The following is a 12,699-nucleotide window of genomic DNA, read 5'->3' on the forward strand; positions in this document are numbered from 1 at the left end:
ACCGCCATGGCTTACAAGAATATCCGTGTCGATACGCAGGGCCGCGCCGGCATCATCACACTCGACCGTCCCAAGGCCCTGAACGCCTTGAACGCCGAACTGCTGGAGGAACTGCAGACGGCGCTCGCCGTATTTGAACTTGAAAACGATGTCGGCTGCATCCTCATCACCGGCAGCGACAGGGCCTTCGCGGCGGGCGCCGATGTCAAGGAAATGGCGTCGATGACCTATGTCGATGCCTATATGGGAAAGTTCCTCTCCGGCTGGAACGGCATTGCCGAAACGCGCAAGCCCATGATCGCCGCCGTGCAGGGGTTCTGTTTGGGCGGCGGCTGCGAACTCGCCATGATGTGCGACATGATCTTCGCCGCCGACACCGCCAAATTCGGCCTGCCGGAAATCACCCTTGGCATCATGCCGGGTGCGGGCGGCACGCAGCGCATGGCCAAGTTCATCGGCAAGTCCAAGGCCATGGACATGATCCTCACCGGCCGCATGATGGATGCGGCGGAGGCCGAGCGCTGCGGCCTCGTTGCCCGCGTCACGCCACCCGAAAAGCTGCTCGATGAAGCGGTTGCGGCGGCGCAGAAGATCGCCTCCTATTCGCAGCCCATCGTGATGATGGCGAAAGAGACGGTCAACCGCGCCTTTGAAACGACCCTCGCCGAAGGCATGCGCTTCGAGCGCCGCCTGTTCCTCTCGATGTTTTCAACCGAAGACCAGAAGGAAGGCATGCAGGCCTTTATCGACAAGCGCAAACCCGACTTCCACAACCGCTGATCACCCTGGCTGGATCACGCCCTTGCGGATGACGATATTTCCGTAAAGCCGCCGCTCGCCCGAGGCGACGAGCGCGAAGCAGCCTTTCACGCGATTGTAGAAATCGGCCCCCACAAGCGGCACGATGTTCTGCTGCGGCTCGTGCTTCTTCAGAACGGCGGCGAAGTCATCGAACACCGCCTCCATGCGGGCGGGATCGCCAAACGCGGCCGGGCGCCACACGGCCTGCGGCACCATCTCGTCCACCGGCATCACCGACAGGATGGCGCCGAGAATGCGCGGCGCGTCGTGGCCGTCCATGCGGATGAGATTTTTGGCGTCGGTCTCGGCGGGATAGTTACCGTCCACGATGGCGATCTCGTCGCCATGCCCCATGGCCCTCAGCACACGGAGTAACTCCGGCCCGAGCAGCGGGTCGATTCCCTTCAGCATCACGCCATCTCCTTGAACAGCACGTCGCGGTCGATGATGTAGTTGGCGAACAGCGGCAGGCTGGCCGCTCCCATCGCCCGCGCATCGGCGCCGATGGTGCCGGCCACCACGCTGAACGGCGAAATGCCCTGCATGTTGATGTTCGCCAGCGCAGCACTGGTGGCGCTCACCAGTTTGGCGCGCACATCCCCGGGCATCGCCCCGTCGATCACCGCCGCCACCATCTCGGTGGCGCTGGCCACTCCCGCCGCCGCATAGGCGATGCTTGTGGCGGCCTCGGCGATCCAGCGGTCAAGCGCCGGTCCCACATCGCTCCAGTCATCGGCGTTGCGCCACAGCATGTTGGGGTCCTTGCCCTGCCGCTTCAACTCCTGTTCCAGCACGTAGAAAGACGCGGTGCGGATCAGTTGCACAGCACCGCCCGTTGGTTGCGGCACCGGAAAGGAGCCGAGCGCCCCGGCATTGCCGGTGCGGCCATGATGCACGCTGCCATTGATCACCAGCCCACCGCCGATGAAGAAGCCTAAGAAGAAATAGGCGAAGTCGCGGTATTCGCGCCCCTTGCCGAACAGCAGTTCGGCGGAACAGGCGGCGGTGGCGTCATTGCAGAACTCCACCGGCCAGTCGCAGAGTACCGCAATCTCGGCGGCAAGGTCGAAGCCCCGCCACGCGTCGAGCACATCATGCGGCGCGCCCACTTCCTCTTCCCAGTTCCACAATTCAAAGGGTGCCGCGATCCCCATGCCGGAAATCCGTGTACGGAGCTTTGGCTTCAGGTCCTCCACCAGTTCGGTGAGGCCTGAACGCACGAAGCCCAGAAGTTCGGCGGGGGCGGGAAAGGCATAGGCCCGCCGCACCGATTTGCGGAGGGCGCCCGTCAGGTCCATCAGCACGAGGTCGGCCGAGCGCCGCCCCACTTTGAGGCCAATGGAAAACGCCCCGTCGGGATCGAGCGCGAAGGGCACCAGCGGCTGCCCCACCTTGCCGCGCTGCGGCTTGTGGCGGAGCAGCAGCCCGTCTCCTTCAAGCTGCCGCACGATGACCGACACGGTCTGCGCCGAAAGCCCCGTCAGCCGCGCGATTTCGGCTTTGGGCAGCGCCCCGTGCCGCCGGATCAGGGAGAGCGCAAGCCGCTCGTTATAAAGCCTCACGCCCGATTGCGTGGTGCCGCGCGAAAGAGCGGGGGGATAGGCCTGGCTGCCGGTTTCGCCTGTCACGATCAATTGCCTTCGCGCCGCCAAGGCGTTGTTTCGATGGAAGATCGGAGCTTCATCCACGCCGCCCCGCCTGTCAATGAATAAATCATTCCGATTTACATATTGACTCGGGGAAAGAGTTGGGCTTTAGATCGCCCCGAGTGTGAAGCCGGGGCCAACACCGCGCGCGCACCTTGAAGGCCAAAAACTTTTGTCAGCATGTTCCTGATGAGGGACGTTACTTTCCATGGGAGGACCGACGTGAAATCCGTATTCAAAGCAGCTCTTCTTGGCGCCGCCGCAATGGCGCTGTTCGGCACCGCGCAGGCAGAGGCCGCCGTGGGCGCCTGCCTCATCACCAAGACCGACACCAACCCCTTCTTCGTCAAGATGAAGGAAGGCGCGCTCGCCAAGGCCAAGGAACTGGGTGTTGACCTCAAGACCTACGCCGGCAAGGTCGATGGCGACCATGACAGCCAGGTGGCGGCCATTGAATCCTGCATTGCCGACGGCGCCAAGGGCATCCTGATTGCCGCCTCCGACACCAAGGCCATCGTGGACTCGGTGAAGAAGGCGCAGGCCGCCGGCATGGTGGTGATCGCCCTCGACACCCCGCTCGATCCCCCGGACGCCGCTGACGCCACCTTCGCCACCGACAACCTCCAGGCCGGCAAGCTGATCGGCGCCTGGGCTGCCGCCACCATGGGCGATGGCGCCAAGACGGCCAAGATCGGCTTCCTTGACCTGACCCCCTCGCAGCCGACGGTGGATGTGCTGCGCGACCAGGGCTTCATGATCGGCTTCGGCATCGATCCCAAGGACCCGAACAAGATCGGCGACGAGGATGATCCGCGCATCGTCGGCCATGATGTTACTAACGGCAACGAGGAAGGCGGCCGCAAGGCCATGGAAAACCTCCTCCAGAAGGATCCCGACATCAACGTGATCCACACCATCAACGAGCCCGCCGCCGTCGGCGCCTATCAAGCCCTCAAGGCCGTGGGCAAGGAAGGCCAGGTGCTGATCGTCTCGGTGGACGGCGGCTGCCCGGGCGTGAAGTCGGTGGCCGAAGGCGTGATCGGCGCAACGTCACAGCAATATCCGCTGATGATGGCCGCCTATGGCGTCGAGGCGATCAAGAAATGGGCCGATACGGGCGAGAAGCCCAAGCCCACGCCGGGCAAGGCCTTCTTCGACACGGGCGTGAACCTCGTCACCGACAAGCCGGCGGCGGGCGTGCCCTCGATCGACACCAAGGAAGGCACCGCCAAGTGCTGGGGTTGATCCCCTAGCGGTTTCGTTTCATCATCCGCACCAACAAGGAAGGCGGTCCCTTGGGGCCGCCTTTTCCATAAGAAGAACACCAAAGGGTAGGGGCGCAATCTTTGCGTCAAGAGGGAGGAATATCCATGGCGTCAGCCCAGGAATTCGAAAAGGTTCTCGACCAGAGCAGCACCGCCGTTGCCTCTTTCGAGGACAAGCCTTCGGGGCTTCGCCGCTTCCAGCACTTCCTGCATTCCAATCCCTCGATGGTGCCGCTGATCGTGCTGATCGGCCTCGTCATCATCTTCGGCATTCTGAAGGGCCAGCGGTTTTTCTCCGGCTACACCCTCACGCTCATCATGCAGCAGATCGCCGTCGTCGGCATCCTCGGCGCCGCGCAGTCACTGGTCATCCTCACCGCCGGCATTGATCTTGCCATCGGCGTCATCATGGTCTTTTCCTTCGTGGTGATGGGCAATGCGGTTCTGGCCTATCACCTGCCGGGCCCGCTGGCGATTGCAGCGGGCGCGCTGGTGGCCACGGCCTGCGGCTATGTCAGCGGCTTCCTTGTCGCCCGGCTCAAACTACCGCCCTTCATCGTCACCCTCGGCATGTGGCAGATCGTCATGGCGATCAACCTCATCTACTCCGCCAATGAAACGCTGCGCGAGGCTGATCTCACTGCCGCCACCTCATGGCTTCATGTGTTCGGCATCAGTTTCAAGATCGGCCCCGCCGTCGTCACGCTGGGCGTGCTGGTGATGCTGGCCCTCTATGCCTTCCTCTGGTACGTGCTGAACCACACCGCCTGGGGCCGCCATCTCTATGCGGTGGGCGATGATCCCGATGCCGCCCAGCTCTCCGGCATCCAGGTCAACAAGGTGCTGGTCTCGACCTATGCCATCGCCGGTCTCATCGCCGGCCTCGCCGCCTGGGTGTCGATCGGCCGCAACGGCTCGATCAGCCCGTCCTCGGTCACCACCGACTATAATCTGCAGGCCATCACCGCCGCGGTGATCGGCGGCATCTCGCTGTTCGGCGGCCGGGGCTCGATCCTCGGCACGCTGTTCGGCGCGCTGATCGTCGGCGTCATGTCGATGGGCCTCAACATGCTGGGCGCCGATCCGCAATGGAAGGTGCTGTTCACCGGCCTGCTCATCATCGGCGCCGTCGCCGTTGACCAGTGGATCCGTAAGGTATCGGGCTAAGGGAGAGATCATCATGGCAAAGGAACCCATCCTGCAGGCCCGCGGACTGGTGAAGCGCTATGGCCGCGTCACCGCCCTCGACAATGCCGACTTCGATCTCTACCCCGGCGAAATCCTGGCGGTGATCGGCGACAACGGCGCGGGCAAGTCCTCCCTCATCAAGGCGCTGTGCGGCGCCATCACGCCGGATGAGGGCGAGATCAAACTCGAGGGCAAGTCCGTCCACTTCACCAACCCGATGCAGGCCCGCGATGTCGGCATCGAGACGGTGTATCAGAACCTGGCTTTGTCTCCGGCCCTGTCGATCGGCGACAACATGTTCATGGGCCGCGAGATCAGGATGCCGGGGCCGCTCGGCTCCGTCTTCCGCATGCTGGATCGCGGCGCCATGGAAAAGGTGGCTCGCGCCAAGCTCACGGAGCTCGGCCTCATGACCATCCAGAACATCAACCAGGCGGTGGAAACCCTCTCGGGCGGCCAGCGCCAGGGCGTGGCGGTGGCGCGCGCCGCCGCTTTCGGCTCCAAGGTCGTCATCATGGACGAACCCACGGCGGCGCTGGGCGTGAAGGAATCGCGCCGCGTGCTGGAGCTGATCCTCGACGTCAAGCGCCGTGGCCTTCCCATCGTCCTCATCTCGCACAACATGCCGCATGTGTTTGAAGTGGCGGACCGCATCCACATTCACAGGCTCGGCAAAAGGCTCACCGTCATCAATCCCAAGGACTATACGATGTCGGATGCGGTGGCCTTCATGACCGGCGCCAAGGCGCCGCCGGAAGACCGCGCCGCCGCCTGAACCGTTGCCTCGCGCCACCTGATCCTGCATAAACCGCCCCGTGTCATTTCACGGGCGGTTTTCATGTCGCGCAGCAACGATCTTCTTCAGGATTTCTACCGCACCATGCGGCGCATCCGCACCTTCGAGGAGCGCGTCAACGAACTCTTCGTGCGCGGCCAGTCGGCGGGCTCCATGCTGCACATGTCGATCGGCGAGGAGGCGGTCGCGGGCGTCTGCAAGGCCATGCAGCCGGGCGACACCTTCACCACCCATCACCGGGGCCATGGCATCTTCATCGCAAGGGGTGCTGAGCCCAACCGCATGATGTCGGAAATCGCCGGCAAGGCCGATGGCTATTGTTCCGGCAAGGGCGGTTCCATGCACATCGCCGACATGGGGCTAGGCCATCTCGGCGCCAATGCGATTGTCGGCGGCGGCATTCCCCATGTCGTGGGGGCGGGCATGTCCTACAGGAATTGCGGCGAGAAGAAAGTGGCCGTCGCCTTCTTCGGCGATGGCGCGGCCCAGCAGGGCATTCTCTATGAGGCGATGAACATGGCGGCGCTGTGGAAGCTGCCGGTCGTCTTCTGCTGCATCAACAACCAGTATGGCATGGGCACCCGCATTGACCGCGCCGCCGCCAACCCCAACCTGCATGAGCGCGCCATTGCCTTCGGGTTGAACGGCGTGTCGCTCGATGGCGGCGATGTCGAAGGCGTCTTCGATGGCGCAGGGCCGGTCTTCGCCGAAGCCCGCGCAGGCAAGCCCGGCTTCATCACCTTCTCCTGCTACCGCTTCTATGGCCATGCCCGCCTCGACAAGAGCCCCTATCGTGACGAGGTGGAGGAGGCTGAAGGCCGCAAGAAGGATCCGCTCGCCAATGCCCGCGCCAAATTGATGGCGCGCAGCACAGCGTCATCCGCCGATCTCGATGAGATCGACGCTGCGGTTGACGCGGAAATGAACGCCGCCGTTGAACATGCCATTGCCTCAACGCCGCCCGATGTCAGCACCATGTTCCGCGATGTCTATGCCGGGAGTGAGCCTAAGCCGAAGCCCCTACGCGATCATCTCTCGGCCATTCTCGGGGAGGCCGTGTGATGGCCGTGATCGAATCGACCTACCGCGATGCGCTTCGTCAGGCGCTCATTGATGCGATGAACGAAGACCCCTCCATCTTCGTGATGGGCGAGGAGGTGGGCCGCTACGGTGGCGCCTATGGCGTCACCAAGGGCCTGCTGCAGATGTTCGGCGAGAACCGCGTCGTCGATACGCCGATTTCCGAACCCGGCATCATCGGCGCCGCGGTGGGCGCGGCGATGACCGGATCGCGCCCCGTCGCCGAACTCATGTATGTCGATTTCGCCGGCATGACCATGGACCAGGTGGCCAATCAGGCGGCCAAGAGCCGCTACATGTTCGGCGGCCAGATCGGCGTGCCCATGGTGTTGCGCACCCAAGGGGGCACCGGCCGCTCGGCGGCGGCCCAGCATTCGCAATCGCTCGAAGCCTGGTTCACCCATGTGCCGGGCCTCCGCGTCGCCATGCCGGCCACGGTCAACGACGCCTATCATCTCCTCCGCATGGCGCTCACCTCGCCTGATCCCGTCATCTTCATCGAGCACAAGGGCCTTTATGTGCGGAAGGGCGATCTCGATGTGGAAAACCCCGATGGCCCGTGGGGCAAATCGCTGGTGCGCCGCGTCGGGAACGATCTCACCATCGTGGCCTATTCGAAGATGCTGTTCGAAGCATTGGCCGCCGCCGAAACGCTGAGTGCCGAAGGCGTTGAGGCCGAGGTCATCGATATCCGCACGCTCAACCCGCTCGATGATGAAACCGTCTTCGAATTGGTAAGAAAGACCGGCCGTGCCATGGTGGTGACGGAAGCGGTGATGACCGGCGGCTTCTCCGCCGAACTCTCCGCCCGCATTTCCGAACGCTGCTTTGAATTTCTCGAAGAGCCGGTCATCCGCGTGGCGGGCGAGGATATTCCGATCCCCGTGTCTCCGGCGCTGGAGCGTGGCGCTGTGCCATCGCCGCAGCTGATCGCCGAATCCGCCCTGTGGCTCGTCAAGCGGGTGGCGCCGTCATGGGCCGCCTGATCGCCATGCCGCTCCCCCGCTTGGGGGAGACGATGGAGGAGGGCCGCATCGGCCTCTTGTTGAAATCGCCGGGCGAAAAATTCCGCCGCGGCGAAACCCTGCTCGAGGTCGAGAGCGACAAGACTACAGTCGAAGTGCCCGCCCTTCAGGATGGCGTGCTGGTCGAATGGCTGGTCGGCTCCGACCAGATGGTGCCGGTCGAAAGCGCCATCGCCATGATCGAGATCGAAGGCGAGGCGGTGGCCGAAGCGAAACAGATAAAAGCCGCGCCGCAAGCGTCTGCAGCACCGCGCGCTGCCCATGTATCGGTGCAACACGCCACAGGCATGCGCCCTCGCGCCTCAACCGCCGCCCGCGCGCTGGCGCGCAGGCAGGGCGTCGATCTGGCAACGCTCACCGGCACCGGCCGCAATGGCCGCATCACCCGCGCTGATCTCGCGTCGTCAGCCAAACCCCGGCGCAGCACCTACCATGTGGAAACGCCGCAGGGCCGCATCTTCATGCGCGACTGGCCCGCGCAGGGCAAAGAGCGCGGCACGGCATTGCTGATCCACGGTCTCTTCTCGGACTCGCAAAGTTTCGGCACGCTGGCCCGCAAGCTTGCGGCCAAGGGATTGCGCACGCTCGCCGCCGATCTGCCCGGCCATGGCGAAACCGTCTCGTCCGCAACCTCGATTGATGACATCGTGCAGGCCATCCGCGCCGTGCTGCCGCCCGGTGCCGTTCACCTCATCGGCCATTCCTTCGGTGCAATCATCGCTACGCGCCTTGCCGATCGCGCGGCGAGCCTCACTCTCCTGTCGCCCGCCGGCACGGGCGAGGAAATCAACCGGGCCTTCATCTCAAAGATGCTTGGCGCAAAACTCGATGACGCATTGCCGCTGCTGGGTGAATCCATCCCGCCCGAGTCGCGCACAGCACTGGAAAATCACCTCAAGGCCCACGGCATACAGCTTCGCGCCATCGCCGCATCTTTGGCGGATGAAGGGCATCAGGCCGTCTCGATCCTCGCCAGCCTCGCCGCCTTGAACATTCCCGTCACCGCCGTCTACCAGCGCGATGACGCCATCATCCCCGCGTCCCACGCGCTCAACCTGCCGCCCAACGTCAGCGCCCGCTTCATCCCCGGCATGAGCCACATGCCGCACTGGCGAGACCCTGATCTGGTCGCGGGCCTCGTCTGTGCGGCGCTGTAGCGGGCGGGCATAAGGCGTCATCAGGCCTTCGCGGCATCCCATGCGGCGCTGCTGTGCGGTTCTGCAGCGGCGGTCACAAGCGGCATGTCATGCTTCGGCACGGCGGCTTTGGCGGCGGCGCCGAACACCCGCGAATTGCGGAATTTGACCAGCATGATCATATTGAAGAAATGCAGCAGGCCAAGAACGACCACAGCGGCCCCGATCTTCATGCTCAGGAATTCGAGAGCGCCGGTTGCGTCAACGGGTTTTTCGCCAAAGCGCAGCGCCAGCGAAATGAAGCCTACGTTGACGAGATAGAACCCTACAAGCAGCAGATTGTTGATGGCGTCGGCCACGTCCTCCCTGCCGGCGAAGTTCTCGATCAGGAAAATCCGGCCATTGGTGTGCAGCGTGCGGCCCACCCAATAGGTGATGCCGAGGCTCAAGGCGACATAGATCAGATAGGTGGCGATCATCATTGCGGTATGTCCTCTTTCATGTTATTTGCGTAATTAGCCAATTGACGAATTATAGGCATATTGAAAAATAGATAATTAGGCAATAGGCGAAATATAATGAGGTTAAGACTGCATGGACCGTGTGTTTGAAGCGCTCTCTTCCGGTGTCCGCCGGAAGATCCTGGCCTATTTGTCCGGCCCCAGCCTGACGGCTGGCCAGATCGCCGAGCGGTTTGATATTTCAAAGCCGTCGATCTCGAAACATTTGTCCATCCTTGAACAGGCCGGGCTCATTCAGGCCGAAAAGCGCGGGCAGTTCATTCACTACAGCCTCGTGCGCGAAAGCCTGGTCAACACGCTGAACGGCTTCGTGCAGGAGGTCTGCCCGGTCTCGCGGCCGATCAAGAAGGAAAGCCAGGCGCTCGCCAGGAAAACCTCCCGCGAGTAGCCTTGCAAGCCGCAAGCCTTTGGCTTGCCGTCCTCGCACGCCTGTCTCTATGTTCGAACGGAAGCAATCAGGAACCGCCGCCATGCCCAAGGGATACTGGATCGCCCACGTCACCGTCACCGATCCCGAGCAGTACAAGCTCTATGCCAATGCTGCGCCCGAGGCCTTCAAGAAATATGGCGCCACCATTCTGGCGCGCGGCGGCGCGTATCAGCAGATGGAAGGCGAGCCCGTGCCCCGCAACGTGGTGATCGAATTTCCATCGCTGCAAGCCGCCATCGACTGCTACAACTCGCCTGAATATCAATCCGCCAAAGCCAACCGCGCCAATGCCGGCATCGCCTCCATCGTGCTGGTCGAAGGCGTCTAGGATATATCTTCAAACCCGTCTTTCCCGCGCAGGCGGGAACCCCGCTTCTTTCCCGCGCATCACCTCCGTAAAAGCGGGCCTTCGCCTTCGCGGAGGTGACGGAATTTTGGAATTCCAGCATTGGGCGTCTGACGCTTTCCATCCCCGCCCGCTGTTGCTAGGAGAAGCGGCAGAAGGACAACACCAATGAAACTCGCCATCGCAGGCGCCGCCGGCCGCATGGGCCGCGTGCTCACCCGCATCATCCATGAAACAGAAGGCGCCGCCGTCGCGGGCGGGCTTGAGCATGAAGGCTCGCCCCATCTGGGAGCCGACATGGGCACGCTGGCCGGCATCGGGCCGCTTGGCATAGAGGTCACCTCCGATCCCCTCGCGCTGTTGACCAGGGTCGATGGCATCATCGATTTCACAATCCCGAAAGCCACGCTGGAACTCGCGGCGCTGGCAGCGCAGGCCCGCGTCGTGCATGTCATCGGCACCACGGGCATTGACGAGAAGGGCGAGGCCGCGATCCGCGCCGCCGCCCGCCATGCTCGCATCGTCAAGTCCGGCAACATGAGTCTCGGCGTCAACCTGCTCGCCGCCCTGGTGAAGCGCGCCGCCGCCACGCTGGGCGAGGATTTCGACATTGAAGTCCTGGAAATGCACCACCGCCACAAGATCGATGCGCCCTCGGGCACCGCCTTGATGCTGGGGCAGGCGGCAGCCGAAGGCCGCAACATTTCGCTGAAGGAGCGTTCGGTCCGCGCGCGCGATGGCCACACGGGCGCAAGGCCTGTGGGCGACATCGGCTTTGCCACATTGCGCGGCGGCTCGGTGGTAGGCGATCACACGGTCATCTTCGCCGGCGCGTCCGAGCGCATCGAATTGAGCCACAAGGCCGAGAGCCGCGACATCTTCGCGAGGGGTGCCGTGAAAGCGGCGCTGTGGGCCTTTGGCAAGAAGGAAGGCTATTACACCATGGCCGATGTTTTGGGAGTGGAGTGAACATGGAACGCCTGCTGGTCCTCGTCCGCCATGGACAGAGCGAATGGAATCTCAAGAACCTCTTCACCGGCTGGAAAGACCCTGACCTGACGCCGCAAGGGGTCGCCGAGGCAAAAGCAGCGGGCCAGCGTCTCAAGGCCAAAGGCCTGCATTTCGATATCGCCTTCACCTCGGCGTTGACCCGCGCCCAGCACACGCTGAAGCTCATGCTCGCCGAACTGGGCCAGACCGGCCTTGAGACCATCCGCGATCAGGCCTTGAACGAGCGCGACTATGGCGACCTGACCGGCCTCAACAAGGATGATGCCCGCAAGAAATGGGGCGAGGAGCAGGTGCAAATCTGGCGGCGCTCCTATGACGTGCCGCCGCCGGGCGGCGAAAGCCTGAAAGACACGCTCGCCCGCTCGCTCCCCTATTACATGCACCGCATCCAGCCGCTGGTGCTTTCGGGCCGGCATGTTCTGGTGGCCGCCCACGGCAATTCCATCCGTTCACTGATCATGGCCATCGAGGGTCTCACGCCCGAACAGATTCTGAAGCGCGAACTCGAAACCGGCGTGCCCGTCGTCTACCGCCTGGGGCCTGACTCGCGCCCCCTGTCGGTGGAGACGCTCACCGCTTAAGCCGCCCGCGCCGAAACACCCGCTTCCCAGCCGAGGATGGCGCGCTTGCGCGTCAGGCCCCAGTGATAGCCGCAAAGGCTCCCGCTCTTGCCCAGCACGCGGTGGCACGGCACCACAAAGGAGATGGGATTCTTCCCCACTGCCGTTCCCACCGCCCGCGCCGCCGATGGCTTGCCCAGATGCGCGGCGATGTCGGAATAGGTGGTGGCTGCGCCTAAGGGAATCCGCAGCAGCGTCTCCCACACGCGGATTTCAAAATCGGAGCCGATGAACACCACGCGGAGCGGCTGCTCCGGCTGCCAGTTGCCGGTCTCGAAAATGCGCTGCGCCACCGGGCCTGTGGCGCGCGTGTCTTCGACATAGTCCGCTTCCGGCCAGCGCTTCATCATGTCGGCCAGCGCTGCGCGTTCCGTGCCATGGTCGGCGAAGGCCAGCCCGCACAGCCCCATCTCCGTCACCATCACCAGCGCCCGCCCGAACGGGCAGTCATGGAACCCCCAGCGGATGGTGAGGCCCTTGCCCTTCGCCTTGTAGAAGCCCGGCGTCATGCCCTCATGGGTCACGAACAGGTCATGCAGCCGCCCGGGCCCGGAAAGCCCCACCTCATAGGCCGTATCCAGCACCGAGGCGGAGTTGCGCAGCATCTCCCGCGCATGGTCGATGGTGATGGCCTGCAGGAAGGCTTTGGGGCTAAGCCCCGCCCAGCGCGTGAACACCCGCTGCAGATACTGCGGGTTCATGCCGCTTTTCGACGCCAGTTGCTCCAGCGACGGCTGCTCGCGCCAGTTTTCGGTGAGAAAGGCGAGGCTCTGCCGCACCAGCTCGTAGTCCTGTGGGGATGTCTGTGTCATGCCCCGAACCTAGGGCGGCCCG

15 protein-coding genes are annotated in these 12,699 nt (G+C 63.6%); 11 read left to right on the top strand and 4 right to left on the bottom strand.

Annotation, left to right across the window (positions count from 1 at the left end):
* Positions 1-6 precede the first annotated feature (6 nt).
* On the top strand, positions 7-780 hold the full coding sequence (locus tag QM694_RS14125) for an enoyl-CoA hydratase (protein ID WP_415007564.1): 774 nt from the start codon (positions 7-9) through the stop codon (positions 778-780).
* On the opposite strand, the gene QM694_RS14130 is transcribed toward QM694_RS14125, so the two are convergent.
* Complete coding sequence (locus tag QM694_RS14130) at positions 781-1,212, bottom strand: RbsD/FucU family protein (protein ID WP_415007565.1); 432 nt, start codon at positions 1,210-1,212, stop codon at positions 781-783.
* Positions 1,212-2,435, bottom strand: coding sequence for an ROK family transcriptional regulator (locus QM694_RS14135; protein WP_415008638.1), 1,224 nt, complete (start codon positions 2,433-2,435; stop codon positions 1,212-1,214). Before QM694_RS14135 ends, QM694_RS14130 begins: the two co-directional genes overlap by 1 nt.
* A gap of 201 nt (positions 2,436-2,636) precedes the next feature.
* Here QM694_RS14135 and QM694_RS14140 point away from each other — a divergent pair, with 201 nt between their 5' ends.
* The 6 genes from QM694_RS14140 to QM694_RS14165 all read left to right on the top strand — a co-directional run bounded on the left by QM694_RS14140 (position 2,637) and on the right by QM694_RS14165 (position 8,958).
* A complete protein-coding gene (locus QM694_RS14140) occupies positions 2,637-3,692 on the top strand; it encodes a sugar ABC transporter substrate-binding protein (protein WP_415007566.1) in 1,056 nt (351 codons plus the stop codon).
* A 125-nt stretch (positions 3,693-3,817) separates the two neighbouring features.
* Positions 3,818-4,879, top strand: a complete 1,062-nt coding sequence (locus tag QM694_RS14145) for an ABC transporter permease (protein WP_415007567.1) — start codon at positions 3,818-3,820, stop codon at positions 4,877-4,879.
* 13 nt (positions 4,880-4,892) lie between these two features.
* Complete coding sequence (locus QM694_RS14150; protein WP_415007568.1) at positions 4,893-5,675, top strand: ATP-binding cassette domain-containing protein; 783 nt, start codon at positions 4,893-4,895, stop codon at positions 5,673-5,675.
* A gap of 63 nt (positions 5,676-5,738) precedes the next feature.
* A complete protein-coding gene (locus QM694_RS14155; RefSeq protein ID WP_415007569.1) occupies positions 5,739-6,758 on the top strand; it encodes a thiamine pyrophosphate-dependent dehydrogenase E1 component subunit alpha in 1,020 nt (339 codons plus the stop codon).
* On the top strand, positions 6,758-7,762 hold the full coding sequence (locus QM694_RS14160; protein WP_415007570.1) for an alpha-ketoacid dehydrogenase subunit beta: 1,005 nt from the start codon (positions 6,758-6,760) through the stop codon (positions 7,760-7,762). Before QM694_RS14155 ends, QM694_RS14160 begins: the two co-directional genes overlap by 1 nt.
* Entirely contained in the window at positions 7,750-8,958 is a 1,209-nt protein-coding gene (locus QM694_RS14165; protein WP_415007571.1) for an alpha/beta fold hydrolase, read from the top strand. Before QM694_RS14160 ends, QM694_RS14165 begins: the two co-directional genes overlap by 13 nt.
* Before the next feature lie 20 nt (positions 8,959-8,978).
* On the opposite strand, the gene QM694_RS14170 is transcribed toward QM694_RS14165, so the two are convergent.
* Entirely contained in the window at positions 8,979-9,419 is a 441-nt protein-coding gene (locus QM694_RS14170; RefSeq protein WP_415007572.1) for a hypothetical protein, read from the bottom strand.
* Positions 9,420-9,531: 112 nt separating this feature from the next.
* On the opposite strand from QM694_RS14170, the gene QM694_RS14175 reads away from it, so the two are divergent.
* The 4 genes from QM694_RS14175 to QM694_RS14190 all read left to right on the top strand — a co-directional run bounded on the left by QM694_RS14175 (position 9,532) and on the right by QM694_RS14190 (position 11,826).
* Entirely contained in the window at positions 9,532-9,846 is a 315-nt protein-coding gene (locus tag QM694_RS14175) for a metalloregulator ArsR/SmtB family transcription factor (protein ID WP_415007573.1), read from the top strand.
* An 82-nt stretch (positions 9,847-9,928) separates the two neighbouring features.
* Positions 9,929-10,216 carry a DUF1330 domain-containing protein gene (locus tag QM694_RS14180; protein WP_415007574.1) on the top strand — a complete coding sequence of 96 codons (288 nt, stop codon included), beginning with the start codon at positions 9,929-9,931 and terminating at the stop codon, positions 10,214-10,216.
* A gap of 186 nt (positions 10,217-10,402) precedes the next feature.
* Positions 10,403-11,203 (top strand): 4-hydroxy-tetrahydrodipicolinate reductase, encoded by an 801-nt coding sequence (gene dapB / locus QM694_RS14185; RefSeq protein ID WP_415007575.1) that lies wholly within the window; start codon positions 10,403-10,405, stop codon positions 11,201-11,203.
* Between the two features lie 2 nt (positions 11,204-11,205).
* Positions 11,206-11,826 carry a 2,3-bisphosphoglycerate-dependent phosphoglycerate mutase gene (locus QM694_RS14190; protein ID WP_415007576.1) on the top strand — a complete coding sequence of 207 codons (621 nt, stop codon included), beginning with the start codon at positions 11,206-11,208 and terminating at the stop codon, positions 11,824-11,826.
* On the opposite strand, the gene QM694_RS14195 is transcribed toward QM694_RS14190, so the two are convergent.
* Positions 11,823-12,677: a methylated-DNA--[protein]-cysteine S-methyltransferase gene (locus tag QM694_RS14195; RefSeq protein ID WP_415007577.1), complete on the bottom strand. Its 855-nt coding sequence runs from the start codon at positions 12,675-12,677 to the stop codon at positions 11,823-11,825. The two genes, QM694_RS14190 and QM694_RS14195, sit on opposite strands and share 4 nt — an antisense overlap.
* Positions 12,678-12,699 lie beyond the last annotated feature (22 nt).

The organism is Aestuariivirga sp., assembly GCF_047602625.1.
Classification (GTDB): Bacteria; Pseudomonadota; Alphaproteobacteria; order Rhizobiales; family Aestuariivirgaceae; genus Aestuariivirga.